Origin of the sequence: Qipengyuania sp. S6317L1, from assembly GCF_023015615.1 — a bacterium.
In the GTDB taxonomy this organism is placed as follows: Bacteria; Pseudomonadota; Alphaproteobacteria; order Sphingomonadales; family Sphingomonadaceae; genus Erythrobacter.
Genome location: NZ_JALKAJ010000002.1, coordinates 604,908 through 627,600, shown reverse-complemented (window position 1 = coordinate 627,600; position 22,693 = coordinate 604,908). Strand labels below are relative to the sequence as shown.

The following is a 22,693-nucleotide window of genomic DNA, read 5'->3' as shown; positions in this document are numbered from 1 at the left end:
CTAGGAACGCCTTCGTTCTTGGCCGGGCCCACTGGGGGACGATGCAGGTATAGGGGATCACTGCATCGTCTCCCTCACGGACACACAATTCGAGGGATCACAGTTATGGCACATAACCTTTGGCGCGAACCGCTTCTGGGCATGATCACAGGGTTGGGAGTAGCGGGCCTTACTGCCTCCGTTGCGGCGCAAGTCGAAACCGGCAACTCTGTGTCTGCACCTGCAAACTCAAGTGAAAGCACAGGCGCAGGCCCCGCGCCCGTCCGTGTTTCCACCAATGTGCCGGTCGGATTTGAACTCGTTTGGTCGGATGAATTCGAGGGTGACGGCCTGCCCGATCCCACAAAATGGAAATACGACACCCATCGCAATGCGGAAGAGTGGTACAACAATGAAAAGCAATATTACGCTTCGGGGCGTTTGAAAAACTCTCGGGTCGAAAACGGCAATCTCATTATTGAGGCGCATGAGGAAGACCTTGGCGCTGGCCGTTTTGAAGACTGGGGCGGGCAGGGATACAGTTCCGCCCGCCTCATGACGCAAGGTCTTGGCGACTGGACCTATGGCTTCTTTGAAATCCGCGCCAAATTGCCATGCGGACGCGGCACCTGGCCAGCGATCTGGACACTGCCGTCAGACCCCGACGTTGTCTGGCCTGCGGGCGGCGAAATGGACATCATGGAACATGTCGGTTTTGACCCTGGAGTTATACACCACTCGATCCATACCACCGCGTTCAATTTCTCGCGCGGCAGCCAAAAAACCACTCAACATGAACTGCCAACGGCCTGCGAGCAGATGCACAAGTATCAGCTCTTGTGGACGCCTGGCATGTTGCTTTTTGCGGTCGATGATGCGCCCAAATTCCTGTTCAACAAGGAAAGCGACAAGCAGACACGCTGGCCGTTTGACCAACCTCATCACCTGCTGTTGAATGTTGCGGTTGGTGGCACTTGGGGCGGGCGCAAGGGCATCGACCCTGCCGCTTTCCCGGCGCGTATGGAGGTCGATTATGTGCGCGTTTATCGCCCGAAAACCTTGATTGAGGCCGAGCGCGATGGAGCGGCGCAATGAGACTGATTGCCTTTGCGGCTGTGCTTGCGTGCGGGACTGCTCTTTCCGGATGTACAGCAACCGCTACCCAATCAAGCGAGCGGATCGCGTCGACGACACCTGCTCCGGCAGTTGATGCCGATGAGGCTCAAATCGCTGACCTGCTTTCGCGCATGAGCGTGGAGCGAAAAGTCGCTCAGCTCATCATGCCGGACATTTCCGCGATCACCCCTGCCGACGTTGAGAAGTATCGGTTTGGCACTGTACTCAATGGCGGCAACTCGGGCCCGAACAACAATGATCTTGCGCCCGCACCCGAATGGCTTGAGCTTGCAGATGCGTATTGGGACGCATCGCTGAAGCCGATCGAGAACGGCGAACCGGCTATCCCGGTTCTTTGGGGAACGGATGCAGTCCACGGCCACGCCAACATCATTGGCGCGACCGTTTTTCCGCACAATATCGGGCTCGGCGCGACGCGCGATCCTGATCTAATCCGCAGGATCGGAGCCGCCACAGCGGTCGAGATCGAGGTCACCGGCATCGATTGGACTTTTGCGCCCACGGTTGCGGTCGCGCGCGATGATCGTTGGGGGCGCACATACGAAAGCTATTCCGAAGACCCCGCGCTTGTCTCACAATTGGGCCGCGCGATGGTTGAAGGGCTGCAAGGCACCATCGGATCGACAGACCACCTTGGCAAAGGTCGGGTTGCTGCAACCGCCAAGCACTTTTTTGGCGATGGCGGCACCGAGCAGGGGGTCGACCAAGGGGATGTGAACGGCGATCTGGCCGAGCTTATGGGAATCCACGCCGCACCCTATCCTCCCGCGATCGAGGCAGGCGTTGCCAGCATCATGGCAAGCTTTAACTCAATCAACGGCCGCAAGATGCACGGCAATGGCCCGCTGCTGACCGGTGAATTGCGCGGTAAGCTAGGCTTTGACGGGTTGGTCGTGGGCGACTGGAATGGCCACGGTCAGATCAAGGGTTGTAGCAATGAGAATTGTCCGCAGGCATTACTCGCTGGCCTTGATGTTTACATGGTGCCCGAAGACTGGAAGGCGCTTTACGAGAATACCCTCGCACAGGTCGAGGACGGCACCATACCGATGGCGCGTCTTGACGAGGCAGTCACTCGCGTTCTTCGCATGAAGCAAGATCTCGGCATGCTGGATGGCGATAAGGACGGCGGTCTTCGTCCCTCCGCGCGCGAGCATGCTGGTGATTGGGAAAAGCTGGGCTTGCCAGCGCACCGCGCAACCGCGCGTGAGGCAGTGTCAAAGTCGCTGGTTCTGCTCAAGAATGACGGTGTGTTGCCGTTGCGCAAGGGGGCGAACATCCTCGTTGCGGGGAGAGCGGCCGATAACATTCCTCAACAGGCGGGTGGTTGGTCCGTGACATGGCAGGGGGGCGGTGATCTCACCGCAGACCATTTCCCCGGCGCAACCTCGATCTACGAAGGTATCAAGGCGCAAGCTCACGCTTCAGGGCACAACGTCGCTCTATCCAAGAGCGGCGCGTTGGCGGCTGGCAGCGATGCTGATGTCGCCATCGTGATTTTTGGCGAGCAACCCTACGCCGAGTTCGTCGGCGACCGCAAAGACCTGGTCTTTCGTGATGATGAAGGCTTGGCGCTGCTCAAGAAATACCGCGATGCAGGTTTGAAAACGGTCGCCGTCTTCCTTTCGGGCCGCCCTTTGTGGATGAACCGCGAAATCAACGCAGCAGACGCCTTTGTTGCCGCTTGGCTGCCGGGAAGCGAAGGGGCAGGGGTTGCCGACGTCCTCTTCGGCAAGCAGCAAGCGACCGGCAAGCTTTCTTTCAGTTGGCCTGCCACCTGCGAGGGCGCACCGCTCAATTCGGCTGAAGGTGCGCTATTCTCGCTAGGCTTCGGCCTGACCTATGGCGAAGCACGCGAGACCGCAAAACTCAGCGAAGAGTGTGCGGCTCTGGAGACAGGAAGCGGCTCGGCCTGGTTTGCTGCGGGGCGGCTTGGTCCCCTCATTCAGGCGGTGGCGGATAATGCGGTTTTGGGTGACCTTCGCGGATCAGGCAATGGCATTACCGCAGTTGGGCTTGATCGCGACACACAGGAAGACGCGCGCAGGATCAGCTTCAAACCGGGAGCATCACTCACATTGCGCGGACCAGATAGTCCGGCTGACTGGCGTATCGCGTACAAGGTCGATGCGCGCCCCAATGGAAGCTTTACCGTTGCCGCTGGGGGCGAGGAATTGGACATATCGCAAGCGATGTTGGTCGCCGAAGGCAAGGGGTGGCGAGAAATGGTTCTGACCTCCCAATGCCTTGGCAGGACTGGTGACAGACTGACGTTTGCCTCTCCGGGGGAGTTCACCATCGACGTGAGCCAGATCACGCGGGAAGAAAACGCAGATGGGACCGAGTGCTCATTCTAATCTGAGTGCTGCGAGATAAAAAAGGGGAGAGCGCGGGTGACACTGGAAACAATCGATATCGTGATTATCGCGGGCTACGCGCTCGCCTTGCTTGGTATTGCATTGTTCGTCAGCCGCGAACCTGCCGGGCACAAGAAAGATACAGAGGATTATTTCCTCGCCGGACGCGCGCTTCCCTGGTGGGCTATCGGGGCCTCGCTCATTGCTTCCAACATCTCCGCAGAGCAGATTATTGGACAATCGGGTCAAGGCTTCGCCGTCGGCGTCGCGATCGCAGCCTATGAATGGCAAGCGGCAATCGTCCTGTTGATCGTTGCCAAGTTCTTTCTGCCAATCTTTCTCAAGCGCAAGATCTACACCATGCCGCAGTTCCTCGACCAGCGCTTCGGTCAAGGGGTGAAGAACCTTATGAGCGTCTTCTGGGTGGCGCTCTACACTGCGGTAAACCTGACCACCGTGCTTTGGCTCGGTGGGCTGGCGGTTCAATCGCTTACCGGTTGGGGGATCATGTATTGCATGATGGCCTTGGCTGGCTTTGCAGCGCTCTATTCGCTCTACGGCGGTCTTAAAGCGGTTGCGCTCACTGACATCATCCAGGTTGTGATACTCGTGCTCGGCGGTCTTGCGATCACCTGGTATGCGTTGGACGCGCTGCCAGCCGACGGAGCTCTTGAAGGCTTCAGCTATCTTATGGGCGAGATGCCTGGCCACTTTGAAATGATCCTCGAGCCAGAGCATCCTGCTTACAAAGATCTGCCCGGGATCTGGACTCTTCTGGGCGGCCTCTGGGTGCTTCACTTCAGCTATTGGGGGTTTAACCAGTACATCATTCAGCGCGCCCTTGGCGCCGAGAGCCTTGGCGAGGCGCAAAAGGGGCTGGCATTTGCGGCACTTCTCAAAATCCTTGTGCCGTTCATCGTGGTCGTGCCCGGGATCGCTGCAGTGATCCTTGCACAACAAGGCATGCTCGATGGGGCGGCTCTGGCCGAGAAATCGGACCGCACCTATGGCGAGCTTATGGCCTTTGCACCATCCGGCCTGCGCGGACTGGTGTTTGCAGCGTTGATTGCCGCTGTCGTGTCTTCCCTGGCTTCAATGATGAACTCGATCTCGACCATCTTCACAATGGACATCTATCGCTCGGCGCGTCCAGACAGGCCCGACCAACACTATGTGACCGTCGGCCGGATTGCAGCGTTCAGCGCCATGGCAATCGCTCTGGTTCTTGCCCGTCCGTTCATCGGGGGATTTGAAAGCGGTTTTCAGACGGTCCAGGAGTACACCGGATTTATCGCTCCGGGCATCGTTGTGGTGTTCCTTCTCGGTTTCTTCGATAAGAAAACCAACGAAGTGGGTGCCTTGACCGCACTGCTTGGCTCTCTGGTTGTGAACATTGCCCTGAAATTTGGCATGCCAGACGTGCCTTTCATCATTCGTATCTGGTTCGTATTCCTCGGAGCTCTCGTTGCAGCGGCGGTTGTCTCGCGCGCGACAAAGGCCCCTGATGGAGAGCGCACGGTCAATCTCTCCGGCATCGCGTTCGCGACGAGCACTTTGTTCAATACGCTCGCTGCCATAACAGCAGCAATGCTGGTGGGGCTTTATGCTTGGCTCTGGTAAAGAGTGCGCAGCGTCATGCAAAAACCAGCTTGAGGCTAAGCCGCGCAGCATTTCCGTTTGCTAGATTGAGCTGCCTGAAATCGCTCTGACACCTCTGAATTAAATCCAATGGGAAGTTGATCGCATCACGCAGGGTTCTTGACGCGCCATGATCAATTCCATATTTCTATATTTATCGAATTATTGGAGTGAGCGATGAAAGCCGACCGTGTCATCCGCGCTTTATCTGCCTTGGCACAAGAGCACCGCCTTGCCGCGTTCCGCCTGCTTGTGCAGGCAGGGGAAGAGGGCGTTGCCGCCGGTGCGTTGGCCGAAAAGCTCGACGTGCCGCCATCCTCGATGAGTTTTCACCTCGCCCAACTTGCCAATGCCGGGCTAGTCGCACAACGACGCGAAAGCCGTTCGATCATCTATTCGGCGGACTATGCCGCGATGAATGGCCTTATGGGTTACCTCACCGAAAACTGTTGTGGTGGCATAGCCTGTTCCGACGATGCCGCCTGCCTCCCTTCTCCTCAACGGAAGAGCGCCTGATGAAACGGTTCCATGTGCATGTCGGCATTCAGGTTGAGGAGAAGGCCGAACCCGAAGAGGTTTATGGTGGCCTCAAGGCTGCTGAAGGCTAACCATGTCCGACCAACCTTTGAACGTGCTGTTCCTGTGCACGGGTAACTCCGCTCGCTCGATCCTTGGCGAAGCGATCCTCAATCATGACGGCGAAGGACGCTTCAACGCCTACAGCGCGGGCAGCAATCCGACAGGCGTTGTGAATCCGTGGGCAATCCATACGCTCAAGACTTTGGGCTATCGTGCGCAGGGCTATTCTTCCAAGAGCTGGAACGAGTTTGCCAACGGGCCTCAGTTCGACCTGATATTCACCGTGTGCGACAGCGCGGCAGCCGAAACTTGCCCCGTTTGGCCTGGCCGCCCAACCTCGGCACATTGGGGCATCCCCGATCCGGCCGCCGTCGAAGGCAGTGATGCAGAGAAAGCAGCAGCGTTCCTCGACGCTTTCCGGATGTTGAAACGGCGCATTGATCTTATGCTCGCCCTTCCAATCGAGAGCCTTGATCAGATTGCTCTTAGGCGAAAACTCCAGGCCATTGGTGATGAGGCAGACAAGTGATGGCGACTGCTACAACTGACATTGACGCGCGCGCGGCAGGCTTGGGCCTGTTTGAAAAATGTCTTTCGGTCTGGGTCGGCGCGGCGATCCTCGCCGGGATTGCGCTTGGCAATATCGCACCGCAATTGTTCGGTTCGCTTGCGGCGATCGAGTATGCTTCGGTCAACCTTGTCGTTGCGATCCTAATCTGGGCGATGATTTTCCCGATGATGGTGACGGTCGACTTTGGCGCAGTGCGCCGTGTGGGTGACAAGCCAAGGGGACTGATCATCACATTGATTGTGAACTGGCTCGTCAAACCGTTCACCATGGCGGCGCTGGGCGTTTTGTTCTTCGAGGTGGTATTTGCTGACTTGATCGCGCCTGACGATGCGCAGCAATATATCGCCGGCCTGATCTTGCTTGGGGCTGCCCCGTGCACCGCGATGGTGTTTGTCTGGTCGCAGCTTACCAACGGCGACCCCGCTTATACGCTGGTGCAGGTGGCGGCGAACGATCTCATCATGGTAGTTGCGTTCGCGCCTATTGTCGCGCTGCTGCTGGGTGTCACCGATATTGCCGTGCCGTGGAAAACCTTGTTGCTTTCGGTCGCCCTTTATGTGGTCGTGCCGCTTGTGGCAGGAGCGTTGGTGCGGCACCGCTTGCTCGCCGCGCATGACCACGATGCCGCAGCGATTGCGCAGTTCACCGGGCGCATAAAGCCGCTTTCGATCATTGGGCTGCTGATGACAGTGTTGCTTTTGTTCGGTTTTCAGGCCGAAACCATCGTTTCGCGTCCACTGCTGATTGCGCTTATCGCTGCACCGATCATCGTTCAGAGCTATGGCATCTTCTTCATTGCCTATGGCTGGGCAAAAGCCTGGAAGGTGCCGCACGCGGTTGCTGCACCATGCGCGTTGATTGGTACGTCCAATTTCTTCGAATTGGCGGTGGCGGTTGCCATCGGTCTGTTCGGATTGGGCAGCGGCGCCGCACTGGCGACGGTCGTGGGCGTGCTTGTGGAGGTGCCGGTTATGCTGTCACTGGTTGCGATAGCAAACCGGACGCGCCGGAACTTTGCGGCCTGATCGCCGCGCTTGCTGCAAAGGCTAAAGGACCGTCGGAGCGCCGACTGCAGTGAACAACTCGATGTAAGCCTGCGCGAGGTCCGATCGGGCGTCGAGTACCGCTTCACGGCTCGATATAAGCTGCCGCTGCACGTCAAGCACATCGAATAGTGTTGCCAGCCCCTCACGATAGAGCGCGTTTGATTGCTCGAACGCCGCTTCGCTTTCGGTCACGGCCTTGTCTAGTTGAACCAGCCGGTCCTGCGCAGCTTCGATTGATACGAAAGCGCTTTCTACCTCTGACAGTGAACCGAGCAAAACCTGCCGGTAGTCGGCCACAGCAGCATCAAGATCACGCTCGGCAGCTGTGACCTCCGCACGGCGACGTCCGCCATCCACAAGGGGCAGGTCGAGCACACCGCCCAGCGTTGCAAGCACACTGGAGAACACATCGCCTATGCTTCCGTTGCCAGCGGTCACAAGTCCCTGAAGCGCAAAGGTGGGCGCAAGATCCGCCCGCTCGACCCCGACGATTGCGGCCGCGCGCGCAACGTTTGCTTCTGCCACTAGGAGGTCTGGCCTGCGCCGCAGCAAGTCGGCGGGTACGCCCGTGTCCGGACCTTGCGCGAAGCCCGGCACCGACGTTTCCCCAACATACGCATCAAGTGGTGACGGAGGGTCGCCGACGAGCACGGAAAGGGCATTGGCCGCACGCGTTCGCGCCAAAATCAGCGGCCCGCGCTGTGCCTGTGTCCGGGCAAGGTCTGCGGCTGCCCGCCGCACATCGAGATTGGACGACAGGCCAGCTTCAAAGCGCAGGGTGACGATCTCGAGCGTCCGCTGCTGGAGGTCCGCCGACTGGTCAAGCAGGTTCAGCCGCGCAGACGTGCGTTTGAGTTCGACATACTGGCTCGCGACGCCGGCAGCGATCAGGCGCCTCTGGTCGGCCACGAAATACGACGCCGCGTCGGCATCGGCAATCGCGGCGGCACGCTCAGCGGAAAGTCTCCCGTTGAGGTCCATCTGCCAGATACCAGCCAGTCCGACTGCGGCTGAATTCGAGGAGGAGCCGGATTCGTCGATCCCGAAATCGGCGGACCCTTGCGCCCCGATATCAGGCAAGAAATCCGATTCCTCAGCCGCCACAATCGCTCGCGCTGCAAGTAGCCGTTGTCGCGCTGCTTCGAGGGACTGGTTGCGGGCAAGAGCCTGGTCTACAAGCGTGTCAAGTTCGCTGCTTTCGAAGCCGCGCCACCAGAAATCGTCCAGACCGCTTGAGGGACGGGTTTCGGCGAAGTAGTCTTGCGCCAGCGAAACACCTGCCGCGGGTTCGACCTGCGGGATAGAGGGTGCGATGCATCCGGCGAGCCCAAGAACGCTTGCTGCGGCAATTGCTAACCTCATGCGGGCACTCCCGCCAAATCGCCGTCGCCGTCGCCGTCGCCATTGCGATGCTCATCCAGCTCTCGCTTGAGGCGGGCAAGGTCGACGCTGCGCGGTTTCCCGAGAGGCGCGATCAGGGTGTAGAGCGCGGGGACCAGGAACAGGGTGAAAACCGCAGCGATCCCCAACCCTCCAAAGATCACCCAGCCGATCGACTCGCGCGCTTCAGCACCGGCGCCGCTCGCCAGAACCAGAGGGATTGCGCCGAGGATCGTCGAGATCAGGGTCATCGCGATCGGGCGCAGACGGATCGCAGCGGCGTCCGCTATGGCTTGCGGAACGTTGGCCCCTTCCTCGCGGCGCTGATCGGCGAACTCGACCATCAGAATGCCGTTCTTCGCCATCAGGCCGATCAACATCACAAGCCCGATCTGCGAATAGATATTGAGCGAGGTCCCCGACAGCAAAAGCGCGAACAGAGCGGCGGCGAGTGCAAAGGGGATCGAGCACAGGATCACGAATGGGCTGGCGATGCTTTCGAACTGGGCCACCAGCACCAGAAAGACGATCAGCAGCGCAAAGCCGTAGGTCAGGAGCAATTCATTGCCGCTTTCCTCTAACTGCTCGGCTTCACCCTGCAGGATCATGTCGATATCCTCGGCGAGAGCCTCGTCTGCCATCCTTTCGATTTCGGCGACCGCGTCAGCGAGCGGTGTTCCCGGTGCAATGGCGGCTTCGACTTCGATGGCGCGGCGCTGTTCGGTCCGGTCAAGTTCAGCGGCGACGCCCTCCTCTGTGAACTGCGTGAGCGAAGAGATGGGCACCAGCGCCCCGGTGTCACTGCGCACATAGAGGTTGCCGAGATCGCTCGGCCGGTTGATCGCGACCGCATCGGCGGTGAGGAAGATCGGGATTGCCTGATCATCGACGTTGAGATCGACCACCTCGTTCCCGCTGACCATTGCGCGAAGGGTCAGCGCAAGGTCCTCGAAATCGACTCCAAGGTCTGCCGCCCGCTGGCGGTCGATGCCGATCGAAAGCTGCGGCTGAGTTGGTTGGTAGGAGATTTCGGGATCGGAAAGGATATCTGACTGCGTGGCGATGGCATCGGAGAGACGTCTGGCCGAGTCGTAGATGCCTTCGTAGTTGTTGCCGAGCAACGCGACCTCGATCCCGCCTCCGCGTCCGCCCCAACCGCCGCTTAGTGTGCCACGGCCAAACGCGCGCATTCGCGAACCCGGAATGTTTTCGAGCGGGCCGCTTACCTCATCGACGATTTCGGCCTGGCTGCGCTCGCGTTCATCCCAATCGGCGAGAGTTGCGGTTACGAAGATGCGGTTGGGATCGTAGCGCCCGACGATCGAGAGCGTGGATTCGACTTCGCCGTTGTCGAGGACCGGGTCGAGTACCTCTTCGATCTCGTCCATCTCACGGTCCATGAAGTTAAGGCCGACCCCATCGGGCCCGCTGGCCCAGATGTAGAATGTCGAGCGGTCTTCGTCAGGGGTCAGTTCCTCAGGAATCTGCGTGTAGGCAACCCCTGCGGCAACCAGCGCAAGCAATGAAACGCCCACGGTTACGGCGGGCCGCGCAATGCAGCGTTCGACCGCGCTGCGATAGCGCCGCGCAAATCTGCCCGCGAGGTCAGCGAGGCGCGGGTTAGGTTCGGCATTGTCGTCGGCAAGATCGATCTTGGCCGCCAGCGCCGGGACCAGCGATACCGCGACGAAAGTTGACAGGATCACCGCCATCGCCAGCACGAAGCCGAATTCGCGAAAAAGTCGCCCGGTTTCCGAAGGGAGGAAGCTGATCGGAACGAACACCGACACCAGCACCGCCGTCGTCGCAATCACCGCGAAATAGACCTGTCTTGTGCCGAGTACCGCCGCGGCCTTCTTGCCGAGGCCTTCGTTTTTCTGGAGTCGCTGCGCGTTTTCAAGCACGACGATTGCGTCATCAACCACAAGGCCGGTCGCCAGCACCAGCGCCAACAGGGTCAGTAGGTTGATCGAGAAGCCGAAAACCCAAATGCCCGCGACAACGCCGATGAGCGCGATGGGAATGCTGGCGCTTGGGATTAGCGTCGGTTTCGCATGGCCGAAGAACAGGAAGATAGTCGCCATCACCACCGCCACCGTTATGATCAGGGTAGTCAGCACCTCCTGCACCGACACGCGGATGAAAGCCGCATCGTCGGAGATGACGCGGATGTCGATCTCTTCGAAGCGCTCGTTCAAACGGTCCACCGCAGCGCGGGACGCATCGGAAATCGCGATTGTGTTCGAATTCGCCTGTCGGATTATGCCCAGTCCGATGACCGGCTCCCCGTCGAGCCGGACGTAACTGGTCGCGTCGGCGGGCGCGAAATAGGCCTCAGCCACATCGCCGATGCGGACTTCCTCGCGAATTACGACATTCGCGATCAGTTCGGGGGTCGCTGCCGTCGCCTCAGCGCGGACGATCAGGGTCTGCGCGTCGGAATCGAGCGAACCAACCGGCGTATCGAAAGGAGCCTGCTCCAGCGCGCCCGCGACATCGCTGATCGTCAAACCGAACCGGGCGAGCCGATTGGGATCGACCGCAACCCGCAATTGCCGCTCGCGCGTGCCAAACGGATCGATGCTCGCCACTCCGTCAGCCGCGAGCAGTTCGGGCGTGATATCGTTTTCAACAATACGGGTGAGTTCCATCACGTCGTAGGCATCGCTCGATACCGCGATGGTCATGATCGATTCTGCATCCTCGTCTGCCTTGACGACCCGGACTTGTTCGACCCGGTCGGGCAGTTCGCGGGTGACCCGGCTGACCGATTCACGGATGTCGGACGCTGCCGCATCAAGGTCGGTGCCAGGCTCGAACTGCACGCGGATACGGGTGTTGTTTTCCTCGCTTGAGGAACGGATCTGGCGAACGCCATTAACCCGCGCTGCGGCATTTTCGAGCACCGAGGTGACTTCGGCATCCATCGTCTCGGGCGCGGCGCCGGGAAGGTTGGCCGTGACGGTGACCACCGGGCGGTCGACATTGGGAAGTTCGCGCACTTCGGTACCGAGGAAGGCGGCAACCCCCGCAATCACGATCAGCAAGTTAAGCACGAAAATCAGCAACGGCCGTTTGACCGCCAGCATTGGGAGGTCGTTCATTGCTGCGCCTCCGCGACGTTGACCTCAGCTGGAGCGCGCGCAGGCGGATCGACGATCGCAACCGCCTGACCGCTGCGAACTTTCTGAACGCCCTCGGTGATTATCAGCGTATTTTCGTCGATGTCGCCGTCGAGCAGAACAATCCCTTCGCCACGCGACGAGATGGTTATCGGCGTGCGCTCCGCCTTGCCTTCGCGCACGGTGAACACTGCTGAACCATCGCCGTCCCACACCACCGCAGTTTCGGGCACAGAGGGGCGCGTGGCTCCGGTATCGACGAAGCGTACGCTGAAGCTCATGCCAGGGCGGAAACGGTCGCGTGCATTGTCGAGCACGGTCCGCACTGTGTAACTGCGCTGTTCCCGTTCGATTGCGCTATCGACCGCCTCAATACGCGCCTTGAATACAGTGTCCGGGTCGGAAAAGGGCGATACGTCGACTGTTTGTCCGGTGCCGAGACGGTCGAACACGGTTTCCGGCGCCGCAAAATCCACATACAGTCGGCCACGCTGATCGAGCTGGGCAATCAGGGTTTGCGGCGTGACGCTGTCGCCCGGGTCGATCTCCGAAAAACTGATATGGCCCGAAAAAGGGGCCCGGATGGTCCTCAAAGACAAGGCAACGCGGGCCTGGTCGCGTTCAATTTGCGCTGCTGCCAAAGCAGTCTCACCCGCTTCGATCTGGCTCTCGGAAAGGGCACCGGTGTCCTCAATCCGGCGATAGCGCGCGAGGAGTTGCTCCGCTTCTGTCACGCGCACCTCTGCGAGCCGCAGCGAAAGGCGTTCTTCGCGCGCGTCGAGTTCAACAAGGGGCTGGCCCGTTCGTACGAATGCGCCCGGCGTGAAGCGCACGGCAGTGACCCGGCCCGACACCTCTGAGAACAGCTCGGCGGAGCGCGCAGCACGCGCGGTGCCGATTGCCTCGACCACCTGTTCTTCTTCCACGAAATCGGCCTTTTGTGCGACGACATTGACCGACCGTTCGCCGCGTTCCTCTTGCTCCGATCCACAGGCGACGAGAGCCAGCAAGAAGCTAACGATGAAAAAGACGCGCATTTTTCCGGGAGTTTCCTCGTTATCGTAGGATTTGATCAACGGGCTAGCGGGCTTCTTGTTCCAGCGGCAGGGGATAACCCGCGTTTACGATCACTAAGCGTAATTTGCAGCTTTGGGCCCGCGATAATCCCGTGTGATCAATGCGGATCGTGAGCAAGGGACACTCTGGAAACCAATAGATGTTGCATTCGGAGCCTCACGAAGGTGTCGTGCGCTGACAGGCTGAGTCCATCACATGGAGGTTCAGCGTGCATATAATGTCGATAGCCCTTGGCGGGTGCATACGAGGCGAGCCTGTTCCTTACGGCATTACCGAGGATACAGGCGGCCATATCACCTACATCCTGGGTCAGATGCGAGCACTTGCTCGCCATCCCGGGGTGCATTGCGCGGAAATCGTTACAAGGCTTTTTGATGAACCAGAGCTCGGCGCAATTCACGCGCGCAGCGTAGAAGAACTCGAGCCCGGTTGCCTGCTAACCCGCATCGACAGTGGCAATCGTCGCTATCTGGCCAAGGATGATCTGCGCGTTGATCGCACGGACTTCATCGAAGCGTTACTCGCTGAGCTCGGCGAGCGTGAGCGCCTTCCAGATCTTATACACGCGCACTTCGCGGATGCCGCTGACGTTGCCGCTCACGTACAACGCGCTTTTGGCATCCCTTATATCTACACCGCACATTCGCTCGGTATGGACAAGCTGGATGGCGTGGGTGAGCCCTGCGATGCACTTGAAGCACGCATTGAAGAAGAGGATCGGGCGATTGCTGGCGCGATTGCCGTGATTGGGTCTTCGAGGGATGAATGCGAGCGGCAATTGCCGGCCTACCCTTCCACGCGGATGGACAAGGTTCATCGCATCATTCCAGGCGTGAGCGTGATACCGCCGCATGCCAACCAGATTCAACAGGCGCAAAGGCTGATCGATCCGTTTTTACGCGATCCTGACAAGCCGATAATTCTTGCGGTCGCAAGGGCTGTCAGAAAGAAGAACCTGGCTGCTCTGATTGAAGCGTTCGCACCAATCCGCAAAAAGGCCAATTTGGTCATTCTCGCCGGTCAACGGTGTGCAAGCAATGAAGGCGAAGACGAGCAGGTAGAGGTCGTTACAGACCTGCTGCACCTGATCGACAGGCACAACCTTTACGGCTCGGTTGCTTATCCCAAGAAGCATTCCAGCGAAGAGGTTGCAGGTCTCTACGCACTTGCCGCGCGATCACGCGGAGTTTTCGTCAATCCCGCGCTGGTCGAACCTTACGGACTGACAATCCTCGAAGCTGCCGCTTACGGTCTGCCTGTGGTTGCGACCAAGGTTGGTGGACCTGTCGATACAGTAGGCGAGCTGGGCCACGGGCTTTTGGTCGACCCTCGCTCACCATCAGACATCGGTGTCGCCATCGAACGCCTGTTGGACGACAACGCGCTCTGGAGTGAATGCGCTGCCAACGGTGCTAATAACTCGCGGGAGACCAATTGGGCGCGCTACGCGGACAATTTTGTTAAACTTGCCCGTAGGACGTTGGACACCAGCGTCGGGGTCAATTGTCGCGCGGGGCCCGGCACCACCCATCTTTTTGTCAGCGACCTCGACAATACCATCACTGGCTGCACCGACGGTATCGAACGGCTTCGCGCCTTTCTTCACGACAATCCCAATTTCGCATTCGTCATTGCGACGGGACGCTCACTCGTTGAGGCTCGACGGATTATGCGCGAGTGGGATGTTCCAGAGCCCGTCGCCTGGGTCACGTCAGTGGGTTCGGAGATATATTGGAACAGCGGCACAGGCTGTGTGCGCGACCAGAACTTCCCGGCGCTTTCCAAAGTGCAGTGGGAGCCAGAGGCAGTCGACGCAATCATGGCCGGCTTTCCGAACATCCAACCTCAACCAGGTTACGAGCAGCGATCGTTCAAACGGTCCTATTTTTTCTCGACGCAGGAAGAGGTGTCCGAGATCCGGTCAGCGTTGCGCATGGCCGATCTTCCGGTGCGCGTCATAGCCAGCCATGACCGCCTCCTTGACATCCTGCCTGCAAGCGCTGGCAAGGCGGCTGCGATGCGTCATGTCGCTTCAGTCCTGCGTATTGCGCCCGAGAAGATCTTCGCAGCGGGAGACAGCGGCAATGACGAGGACATGCTCATCGAATGCCGGAACGCGATCATCGTCGAGAACCACTCAGCTGAAATCAAGAAGCTGACCAGTCGCTCGAACGTCTATCTCGCCAGGAACGCCCATGCGGCCGGCGTAATCGAGGGTATCGAGGCCATGACGAGGGACGGATTGAGCGCCGGGGTTGCGATGTCTGGAGCAAGAGGATGAGAACACTTCCAGTCGGTTATTTCGTCCATCATCAAGGTCGCGGCCACGCAGAACGGGCAGCGGCGATCGCAAATGCCCTGATCACGGCGCGGCCCATAACCCTATTTACCGCCAAGCCAGACATTTTCCCTTCTTTGAGCCCTGATGTCGAAGTAATCGAACTTCCATCGCTGTTTGAGCCGACAGGGTGTGAAGCTCCTTTGATGGGAGCACTTCCTTCACCGTCAACCGTTCACTGTGCGCCGCTGGGGTGGCCGGGTATTCGCGAGGCGATGGGCCGTCTGGCAGGGTGGTTCGCGCAAGCGTCACCAGCGCTTTTCGTCACTGACGTATCCGCAGAGCTTGGCCAGTTCGCACGCCTGTGTTCGGTGCCGCACGTAGCGGTCATGCAGCATGGAGAGCGATCCGATGCTGGACATATGGCGGCCTATGAAAGTGCGGTTGGCTTGCTGGCTCCATACTCGGAGGAACTCGAACAGTCGGATCGCTCTCAGCGAATGAAGAGCAAAACGCACTACGCGCCCGGGGTCGGCATCGACCTACCCGCCATGCCCACTCGCGATGAAGCGCGGGCGAAACTCGAACTGCCGTCAGATCGAGACATAGTCTGCGTTATTGCAGGGGGCGGGGGGACTGGAACCCCCACTGCGCCGCTTACCCTTGGCGCGCGCGCCGATGCGGACAGCCTGTGGTTCACGATTGGCAGGGTCGCGAGCGAATGGCACGAGACGCCGCCAAACAACCTCATCCATAAGGGTTGGGTCGACAATCCGATGGACTGGATTGCCGCCGCCGACCGGGTCGTGTCCTCGTGCGGCAATACGACCGTGCATATGGTGCTGGCAGCGGGCAAGCCGTGGATCGTTGTGCCAGAGTGGCGATATTTCGACGAGCAGCTTTGCAAGGCCGAAGTGCTTGATCGCGAAGGTCTGGCTGCAGTTTCGAAGGTCTGGCCCTCACACGCCGATGCCTGGACGAAGTTGTGGGATGCGGCGGCTCGGCTCGAATGTGCAGAGCAATCGCGCTTCGTTCGGGCTGACGCCGCATCGAAGGCCGCCGATTGGATCGACCGGCTCGCGACGAGCCTGTGGGCCGACGCGGAGCTGGCCGGACCAGCTCAGATCATTCCAAAATTGAAGGTGATTTCATGATTGTCTCTGTTTGCACCCTCGCGCATGGTCGTGAAGAGCATCTGACGAACCTCGTGCATGGCCTGTGCCAATCCAGCCATCTCCCTGACGAACTGGTGATCGCGGTGATGCAGTCACAAGTTTACGATCTGCCTGATGCGCCTTTTCCCATCCGGCAGGTGCTACTGGGTGGGAACGACATTCCATTGGCAGCGGCTCGCAATGCTGCTGCGCGGCGAGCTGACGGAAATCTACTCGTCTTTCTTGACGTCGACTGCATCCCGCACCCCGCACTGATTGACGATTACCTCGATGCGATGACCGACAAGAAGGGCGTCTTTATGGGCGAGGTGGCCTATCTTCCGAAAGGCGCAACTAGTGACGGCATCGACTATCGCAAGTTCGATGAAGCAGGAGTGCGCCATTCCGAACGACCCGGACCGCCCGAAGACGGTGTTCGCGTTTGCGAGGACTATCGTTGCTTCTGGTCATTGAATTTCGCGCTCTCAAAGACGGATTTCGAAAAGATCGGCGGCTTTGACGAACGGTTTGACGGCTATGGTGGAGAGGACACTGATTTTGGTCGTATGGTTGCCGAAAACGATTTGCCCCTGTGGTGGGTCAAGGGTGCGCAAGCGTATCACCAATATCATCCGCATCACATGCCACCCGTCCACCATCTCGACAGCGTGCTTGCGAACGCCATGACCTTCGCTGAAAAATGGGGCGAACCAACCATGCAGCACTGGCTACGGGCTTTCGTGCTTATGGGTCTGCTTGAGTGCACCGACGATGGTTGGCGCAAATTACGCGAGCCGACCGAGGCTGACTTGGAACTGACCCGTCAGCAGGAGCACCAACCCTACGCGAGCAGTGCCGCTGTCCTCGAATGGTTGGAAGCCAACGCCGAAGCGGCCTGAAGCTCTTGCGCCATCATTACCTTGCGGTAGCTACGTTCATAGCCCTCGATCATTGATTGGACCGAGAAGTGGGTGAGGGCTCGCTGACGGCAAGAATTCCGATCAACAGCCTCGATACTCTGCATGGCGCGGGCGAGCGCGCCAACATCCTTCGATGGAACAACAAAACCGCAATCGCCGATCACCTCTGCGAGCGCACCGTTGTCGAATGTGCAAACCGGGGTACCACACGATAGAGCTTCTGCGGCCACCAATCCGAATGGCTCATCCCAGAGCGGCGTGACCAATGCGCCTTTGGCTCGCGCAACTATCGGGCGAAGTTCTTCGCTCGTGCGGTGGCCGTGAAACTCGATCCCGTCGGTCAGGTGGGGCTCAACCTGCAAGGTAAAGTAGCGCGCATCCTCGACTGGTCCAAAGATCTTTAGCTTTGCCCCTGCGATCCGCGCTGCGCGAGCAGCCTCCGCTGTTCCCTTTGTCGGAGTGATGCGCCCCGTCCAAACGAAGTAGTCCTCAACCCTGCCACACGGGATCCACTGATCGCACCGGATACCGTTGTGGACGACATCAATGCTGTCGTTCGGAATGCTGTCCCACAATTCCAGCTGGCTTCGCGAGGTTACCGTCGTGCCAATGATTGGATCGACCGCGTGACTGATTACAGCATCTCGCATGCTAGCGAAGGGCGGGACGTGCTGCGAGGTGACACACGGCACACGGTCGCGCGCGGCCCAATCGATGATTGCCGGATAAAGCGAGTTGTTGTGCACGACATCGAAATCGGACGCCTTGATGGCCTCCCAGGCCCGATCAAACGCGCGCCCCTGAAACTCGGCCAGTTCGGGCGTCCCGCGATAAACTTTCCAGGGCAGGACCTCATCGTATGGAGCATCGCAAATCGGGATGAGGCCGACATCCTCGGATCGCCCGGACGCAAACAGTGTGACTTCGTGACCCGCTGCTCTCAGCCCATCGCAAAGCATACGACAATGTGCTTCCATTCCTCCCATGAAAGGCTCGGCAATTGGATGGCGGATATGGGCGAGAACGGCGATTTTCATCGAAACGGATTCCATCTGTAGAAAGCCTGGAATCAACGCGCTAAGCTATGCAAACCGCCAAAATTAACATTCATTCGAATCGAAACTGTTTGTATACGATCGGGTTGTGCGAATGAGGGGGTAAGATGCCTGAACCTGCCATCGTCGATGAAATCACGACCTATCCAAAGACGGGCCGCTTTCTGCTTGGCCGGTTGCGGCACGATCTATCCGACGAAGAAAAGCGTATCCTCGAAGATTCTATCGACGAAGTAGAGGTCGTCACGGAGCCGAGACGCATTCTGGAACGCGGCGCAACCTGCGGTCACTCCACGATGCTTATCGATGGTTTCATCCTCAGAACATTGGACGGGCCAGAGCAACGATATGGTGTGAGCTTTCACGTGCCCGGTGATTTCGTCGATTTGCACTGCTTCGCGCTCAAAAGGCTTGATCATAATATCGACACCGTGGGCGAGGTCCGGCTTGGATACGTGCCTCACACCAGGCTTATCGAGATCATGGAAGAGCAGCCGCACCTTGCACGTGTATTCTGGTTTGCGACGCTGCTGGATGCGGCAATGCACCGGGAATGGGTCATGAAGCTGGAACAGCTGACGACGGCACGACGCTTGGCTCATATTTTCGCCGAAATCTGGACCAGATTGCAAATGGTCGGTCTGGGTGATGCCCAGGGGTTCGACACCCCGCTGACCCAAGGGCATCTGGCCGAAATGTCAGGCGCGACCGCGATCCACGTCAACCGCGCGATACGTGCGCTGCGCGAGCAAGGGATCGTTGATGTCCAACGCGGTCGGATCAACATTGCTGATAAATCGGAGCTGGAGAAATTCGGTCGCTTTACGCCTGACTACCTCTACGGCGAAGGTGAACTAAGCCTACGTGAAGGATTTTATTAGGTGCCATCGGCCGCCAGACCAGCTCATCGCTACGTCTTCGTAGCCGGATTGCATCGAACCGGAACCAGCCTTCTGGCCAAAATCATCGGCACGCATCCTCACGTCTCGGCGATCAAAGGCGCGCCAGTGCCCGAGAACGAGGGGTGCTATCTTCAAGGGGCGATCCCGCACACGGCTCTCGATGGGATACCCGGACATTTCGCGACGGACCCTCGTCAGCATTACACCGAGGAACATGCGCTCAACACGTTAGAGACGAAATTGCGGCTCGATCAGGAGTGGGGCGAATGGTTTGATCACTCAGCACCGTGGCGGCTCGAGAAGTCGCCGGTGAACCTGACCCGCATGCGATTGCTGCAAGCGCTCTTTCCGCTTTCCAACTTCATCGTCGTTACACGCCACCCGCAGTTCATGGCACAAGCTCTACAGAAATGGACCGATCAGGACGTCGCGGCTGTGGCGGAATATGGGGTCGAAGCCTATCGCCTTATGCTCGACGACCTTCAATATCTCCACCGAGCCATCGTCATTCGATATGAGGACTTGGTGAAGCGACCCGGCGACTATCTGGAGGCCATTGCAGCCTTCCTCGATTTGGAACCGAGCTTTACGCCATTCGACATTCGCGATGGCAATCTCGACTATGAAGTTGCAGGCCACGGTCCAGGCAAGATCGACGCTCTTGGCTATCGTTCTGATGGAAGCACGAACCCTATCGCCTCCATTGTCCGGCACCCCTTACGTGCAATTCGAGACAAGACCTGGTCTGCCATCACATCCCGACCTAGCTAAATTACTAGTTTCCAATTGGCGCTCTGAAAAAAGAAGACAAAGCTAACTTTCATCAATAGACCGCCTTGCACCTCGTGCTTATCGGACCCGCGATGTCGAGGGGTCTGAACACTTCCAATAACGCGCTCTATCCGCTGACAGGCGATTTTCTCGCCGGTCGGTTGCGTAAGACCTTGGGCGCGACAGATCTCCAATATATTGAGAGCCTCGTCGAAACCGAAACACAGCTTTCCGATGGCGAACACCTGATCAGACGAGGTGACCTTACGAACACGAGCGCGATATTGGTCGATGGCTTCATGTTCCGCACGATAGAAACGGGTGATCGAAGGTTCATCGTGGGCATTCATGTCCCCGGTGACTTCGTCGATCTACACGGGTTTGCGCTCAAACGGCTGGACCATTCGCTTGAATCGTCAGGGCGCACCCGGCTCGGCCTCGTCAGTCATGAACGGCTGAAGGACACGATGCGTGACAAGCCAAAAATCGCCCGTGCCTTGTGGCTCGCAACGCTCCTTGATGCCTCCATTCATCGCAAATGGATCCAGACGCTGGAGCAGCTCGATGCGCCGCGACGGATCGCTCACATCTACTGTGAGCTTCAGACCCGTCTAGAGCTGATCGGCAAGGCTGTCCCGCGAGCTGTGCGCACACCGTTCACGCAACTGGACCTCGGCGATATGTGCGGTGTCAGTGCAGTCCACGCCAACCGCGCCGTAAGCAAATTGCGTGAAATCGAATTGGCTGAGATCAGGCGTGGAACTCTCTATACCAATGATTGGGAAGCACTGAAACGCTACGCCAGCTTCGAAAGCAGCTACCTTTACGGCGATGGGCCGTTGAAGCTCAACGAAGGCTGGGATTAGCGCTTGGGTTGTTCTGGAATGTCGACATCCTTCAGTGCCTCGGCATCGAGATCACCTTCTTGCCGGGGAATGACCGCCAACTCGCCATTCGTTTCGAGGATCACCCAGTTGGCCGCAGCGTTTTCGATCGCGCCGGCTTTTCGCAGAGCTGCGCGGACTTCCTCCTGCGAGATGCGAACCTCATCCATCGCATCCCACAGATATTCACCTTTATGGGTAAGAAGCGTTGGCCGGGCCTTGATGACCGTCGAGCCCAAGTCAGTCTCCCTAACCCACCATGTCGCAAGATACTGGCACATTGCCAGGCCACTGATCGCCACTAGAGCATCAACTGTTGCGACCTGATCGAGCATGATTCCGCTGGCAGCCAAGCTTCCGGCCGCGACATTGATGATCCAATCGAAGTTGTTGAGTTCGCTAGTCGAGCGCTTGCCCACCAGCCGGCCGAGCGCGACGATGAATACGTAAAACAGGACCGCGTTCAGGAAAATTTCGATCGTGCGTGGCCAGCTCGACCACAGGTTCACATCTTCAATCATGGGAGATGATCGAATAGTCGATCGGTTTGAATGACCCGCCGTTGGAATCGTATGCCGAACAGGCGGTAAGACCGATGATCAGATCCATTTCTGCACGAAGCTCGATATAATCGCCGGCGCGTGAAGCAGGAGGATCGACGCGCAGAGTGCCGCTTTCTGCATGCACGGGAACATTCATGAAGATGTTAAACGCGGTGGGTAGATCGTCTTCCTCGATACCATAGGGTTCGAGAGCCGCAGCCAAGTTGCCAAAGCAGCCCCGATGTTCGGGCTTATCGGGATAGAAGTGTTTAAACGTCGCGCGGCTGCATGGCGTCAGAAGGAAATCATGCCGACCGACAGTATCGTCAACGAGCGTCAGCATTACATTCGAGCGATTCGACCACAGGCGATTGCCCTTGCCCAGATTGATCGTTTCCTCGTAATCGAAGGTCCTCCCATTGGAGATCACCTCGCGAATGTCAGCCGCTGAATATGCAACGAGGTCGGAAACCTGACTGCCCTCCGGGTCGATAACCTGAAGGTGCTGACCTTGTTTCAACTCAAAAGCGACACCCGATCGCGGCTCAATTCGTTTCATTACTCACCTCGCGTTTGTCTCTGAATGGGCAACGCCAGTCGTCTCCAACCACGCGCCCGCTATATTGTCTCGCTTCGCTCGCTTCGCCGTGCCGCGCGAGCATCGGATTGATCGAACCAGCCAGCGATCGATCGCGTTCGAGGATCGCGTTGCGCATGCGCTCATAGCGACCGCTTTCGCGCAGTTTTTCGAATTGATCGTGGAGGTTGAACACGAGCGTGGGATTGGGGCTTCGGCGAGCGGGTCTGGATGCGTTGGGGTGCAGTCCGACTACAAAATAGGCTTCCCCGCCAAAACTGAGCGAGAAGTGGGGATCATCCGGATCAGCACTGACGCGATCGTCATAGTTTTGGCCCCGCCACGCGTCCTTGTCTGCAAGTGACTGTATCCGATCCCACATGGCGCGTTCGAATTCGGTTTCCGGCAGATCTTGTGGACCGTCGAACACTACCGCGAAAGAACGCAAACCACCCTCGTCGTCGCGGTAGGTTCTGCTCCATTGAAGAAGCTGTTCGTGGATATGAACATCGTTCCATGCGCTTGTGATCGACCAAGCGCATTCGACGTGCAAAAGCCCTCTTGCGAGCGCCGATTTGGCGCCGACGCAAGGGAAGTCGCGTTGATCCACGAACGCGACGAAATCGCGCTTGAGCCGCTTGCGATCAAGCTCCAAAAGGTCGGAAGATGTATCCTTGAGCATATAGAGTTCAACGTGCGAGCCAAACAACGCTCTCAAGTTTGA

19 protein-coding genes are annotated in these 22,693 nt (G+C 58.5%); 12 read left to right on the top strand and 7 right to left on the bottom strand.

All coding sequences use genetic code 11. The features are described from left to right. Positions 1–105 precede the first annotated feature (105 nt). The 6 genes from MWU38_RS04320 (at position 106) to arsB (ending at position 7,286) form a co-directional block, all read left to right on the top strand. Positions 106–1,074, top strand: coding sequence for a glycoside hydrolase family 16 protein (locus MWU38_RS04320; protein ID WP_247270594.1), 969 nt, complete (start codon positions 106–108; stop codon positions 1,072–1,074). Next, positions 1,071–3,473 carry a glycoside hydrolase family 3 protein gene (locus MWU38_RS04315; protein ID WP_247270593.1) on the top strand — a complete coding sequence of 801 codons (2,403 nt, stop codon included), beginning with the start codon at positions 1,071–1,073 and terminating at the stop codon, positions 3,471–3,473. Before MWU38_RS04320 ends, MWU38_RS04315 begins: the two co-directional genes overlap by 4 nt. A gap of 36 nt (positions 3,474–3,509) precedes the next feature. After that, entirely contained in the window at positions 3,510–5,093 is a 1,584-nt protein-coding gene (locus MWU38_RS04310; RefSeq protein WP_247270592.1) for a sodium/sugar symporter, read from the top strand. A gap of 195 nt (positions 5,094–5,288) precedes the next feature. After that, positions 5,289–5,627 (top strand): metalloregulator ArsR/SmtB family transcription factor, encoded by a 339-nt coding sequence (locus MWU38_RS04305; protein WP_247270591.1) that lies wholly within the window; start codon positions 5,289–5,291, stop codon positions 5,625–5,627. Positions 5,628–5,721: 94 nt separating this feature from the next. After that, entirely contained in the window at positions 5,722–6,219 is a 498-nt protein-coding gene (locus MWU38_RS04300; RefSeq protein WP_247270590.1) for an arsenate reductase ArsC, read from the top strand. Then, positions 6,219–7,286 carry an ACR3 family arsenite efflux transporter gene (gene arsB / locus MWU38_RS04295; protein ID WP_247270589.1) on the top strand — a complete coding sequence of 356 codons (1,068 nt, stop codon included), beginning with the start codon at positions 6,219–6,221 and terminating at the stop codon, positions 7,284–7,286. The genes MWU38_RS04300 and arsB overlap by 1 nt, the downstream gene beginning before the upstream one ends. Positions 7,287–7,307: 21 nt before the next feature. On the opposite strand, the gene MWU38_RS04290 is transcribed toward arsB, so the two are convergent. From MWU38_RS04290 to MWU38_RS04280, 3 genes are read right to left on the bottom strand one after another with little or no spacing between them, the layout of a single operon-like run. Continuing rightward, the gene (locus tag MWU38_RS04290; protein WP_247270588.1) at positions 7,308–8,669 is read right to left on the bottom strand and encodes an efflux transporter outer membrane subunit; all 1,362 of its coding nucleotides are present in this window, start codon (positions 8,667–8,669) and stop codon (positions 7,308–7,310) included. Then, the gene (locus MWU38_RS04285) at positions 8,666–11,791 is read right to left on the bottom strand and encodes an efflux RND transporter permease subunit (protein ID WP_247270587.1); all 3,126 of its coding nucleotides are present in this window, start codon (positions 11,789–11,791) and stop codon (positions 8,666–8,668) included. The genes MWU38_RS04290 and MWU38_RS04285 overlap by 4 nt, the downstream gene beginning before the upstream one ends. Beyond that, a complete protein-coding gene (locus MWU38_RS04280) occupies positions 11,788–12,846 on the bottom strand; it encodes an efflux RND transporter periplasmic adaptor subunit (protein WP_247270586.1) in 1,059 nt (352 codons plus the stop codon). The genes MWU38_RS04285 and MWU38_RS04280 overlap by 4 nt, the downstream gene beginning before the upstream one ends. A 257-nt stretch (positions 12,847–13,103) precedes the next feature. Here MWU38_RS04280 and MWU38_RS04275 point away from each other — a divergent pair, with 257 nt between their 5' ends. Genes MWU38_RS04275 through MWU38_RS04265 form a run of 3 tightly spaced genes read left to right on the top strand, consistent with a single transcriptional unit; the run spans position 13,104 to position 17,217 of the window. Further along, entirely contained in the window at positions 13,104–15,167 is a 2,064-nt protein-coding gene (locus MWU38_RS04275; RefSeq protein WP_247270585.1) for an HAD-IIB family hydrolase, read from the top strand. After that, positions 15,164–16,318, top strand: coding sequence for a hypothetical protein (locus tag MWU38_RS04270; protein ID WP_247270584.1), 1,155 nt, complete (start codon positions 15,164–15,166; stop codon positions 16,316–16,318). The genes MWU38_RS04275 and MWU38_RS04270 overlap by 4 nt, the downstream gene beginning before the upstream one ends. Further along, positions 16,315–17,217 carry a galactosyltransferase-related protein gene (locus MWU38_RS04265; protein ID WP_247270583.1) on the top strand — a complete coding sequence of 301 codons (903 nt, stop codon included), beginning with the start codon at positions 16,315–16,317 and terminating at the stop codon, positions 17,215–17,217. The genes MWU38_RS04270 and MWU38_RS04265 overlap by 4 nt, the downstream gene beginning before the upstream one ends. Here MWU38_RS04265 and MWU38_RS04260 read toward each other — a convergent pair. After that, positions 17,160–18,275 (bottom strand): glycosyltransferase, encoded by a 1,116-nt coding sequence (locus MWU38_RS04260; protein WP_247270582.1) that lies wholly within the window; start codon positions 18,273–18,275, stop codon positions 17,160–17,162. The two genes, MWU38_RS04265 and MWU38_RS04260, sit on opposite strands and share 58 nt — an antisense overlap. 125 nt (positions 18,276–18,400) lie before the next feature. Between MWU38_RS04260 and MWU38_RS04255 the strand changes: the two genes are divergently transcribed. The 3 genes from MWU38_RS04255 (at position 18,401) to MWU38_RS04245 (ending at position 20,832) form a co-directional block, all read left to right on the top strand. Continuing rightward, positions 18,401–19,174, top strand: coding sequence for a Crp/Fnr family transcriptional regulator (locus tag MWU38_RS04255; RefSeq protein ID WP_247270581.1), 774 nt, complete (start codon positions 18,401–18,403; stop codon positions 19,172–19,174). Beyond that, on the top strand, positions 19,175–19,966 hold the full coding sequence (locus MWU38_RS04250; protein ID WP_247270580.1) for a sulfotransferase: 792 nt from the start codon (positions 19,175–19,177) through the stop codon (positions 19,964–19,966). 74 nt (positions 19,967–20,040) lie between these two features. After that, positions 20,041–20,832, top strand: coding sequence for a Crp/Fnr family transcriptional regulator (locus tag MWU38_RS04245; protein WP_247270579.1), 792 nt, complete (start codon positions 20,041–20,043; stop codon positions 20,830–20,832). On the opposite strand, the gene MWU38_RS04240 is transcribed toward MWU38_RS04245, so the two are convergent. From MWU38_RS04240 to gntA, 3 genes are read right to left on the bottom strand one after another with little or no spacing between them, the layout of a single operon-like run. After that, positions 20,829–21,371 (bottom strand): YetF domain-containing protein, encoded by a 543-nt coding sequence (locus tag MWU38_RS04240; protein ID WP_247270578.1) that lies wholly within the window; start codon positions 21,369–21,371, stop codon positions 20,829–20,831. The two genes, MWU38_RS04245 and MWU38_RS04240, sit on opposite strands and share 4 nt — an antisense overlap. Continuing rightward, complete coding sequence (locus MWU38_RS04235) at positions 21,364–21,951, bottom strand: urea carboxylase-associated family protein (protein WP_247270577.1); 588 nt, start codon at positions 21,949–21,951, stop codon at positions 21,364–21,366. The genes MWU38_RS04240 and MWU38_RS04235 overlap by 8 nt, the downstream gene beginning before the upstream one ends. Beyond that, complete coding sequence (gene gntA / locus MWU38_RS04230) at positions 21,938–22,651, bottom strand: guanitoxin biosynthesis heme-dependent pre-guanitoxin N-hydroxylase GntA (protein ID WP_247270576.1); 714 nt, start codon at positions 22,649–22,651, stop codon at positions 21,938–21,940. The genes MWU38_RS04235 and gntA overlap by 14 nt, the downstream gene beginning before the upstream one ends. Positions 22,652–22,693: the final 42 nt, after the last annotated feature.

Coding starts and splice junctions, on each gene's coding strand:
- MWU38_RS04255 (WP_247270581.1), top strand. CDS start 18,401: ATGCCTGAACCTGCCATCGTCGATGAAATCACGACCTATCCAAAGACG.
- MWU38_RS04290 (WP_247270588.1), bottom strand. CDS start 8,669: ATGAGGTTAGCAATTGCCGCAGCAAGCGTTCTTGGGCTCGCCGGATGC.
- MWU38_RS04285 (WP_247270587.1), bottom strand. CDS start 11,791: ATGAACGACCTCCCAATGCTGGCGGTCAAACGGCCGTTGCTGATTTTC.
- MWU38_RS04275 (WP_247270585.1), top strand. CDS start 13,104: ATGTCGATAGCCCTTGGCGGGTGCATACGAGGCGAGCCTGTTCCTTAC.
- arsB (WP_247270589.1), top strand. CDS start 6,219: ATGGCGACTGCTACAACTGACATTGACGCGCGCGCGGCAGGCTTGGGC.
- MWU38_RS04265 (WP_247270583.1), top strand. CDS start 16,315: ATGATTGTCTCTGTTTGCACCCTCGCGCATGGTCGTGAAGAGCATCTG.
- MWU38_RS04315 (WP_247270593.1), top strand. CDS start 1,071: ATGAGACTGATTGCCTTTGCGGCTGTGCTTGCGTGCGGGACTGCTCTT.
- MWU38_RS04280 (WP_247270586.1), bottom strand. CDS start 12,846: ATGCGCGTCTTTTTCATCGTTAGCTTCTTGCTGGCTCTCGTCGCCTGT.
- MWU38_RS04305 (WP_247270591.1), top strand. CDS start 5,289: ATGAAAGCCGACCGTGTCATCCGCGCTTTATCTGCCTTGGCACAAGAG.
- MWU38_RS04320 (WP_247270594.1), top strand. CDS start 106: ATGGCACATAACCTTTGGCGCGAACCGCTTCTGGGCATGATCACAGGG.
- MWU38_RS04270 (WP_247270584.1), top strand. CDS start 15,164: ATGAGAACACTTCCAGTCGGTTATTTCGTCCATCATCAAGGTCGCGGC.
- gntA (WP_247270576.1), bottom strand. CDS start 22,651: ATGCTCAAGGATACATCTTCCGACCTTTTGGAGCTTGATCGCAAGCGG.
- MWU38_RS04300 (WP_247270590.1), top strand. CDS start 5,722: ATGTCCGACCAACCTTTGAACGTGCTGTTCCTGTGCACGGGTAACTCC.
- MWU38_RS04235 (WP_247270577.1), bottom strand. CDS start 21,951: ATGAAACGAATTGAGCCGCGATCGGGTGTCGCTTTTGAGTTGAAACAA.
- MWU38_RS04260 (WP_247270582.1), bottom strand. CDS start 18,275: ATGAAAATCGCCGTTCTCGCCCATATCCGCCATCCAATTGCCGAGCCT.
- MWU38_RS04240 (WP_247270578.1), bottom strand. CDS start 21,371: ATGATTGAAGATGTGAACCTGTGGTCGAGCTGGCCACGCACGATCGAA.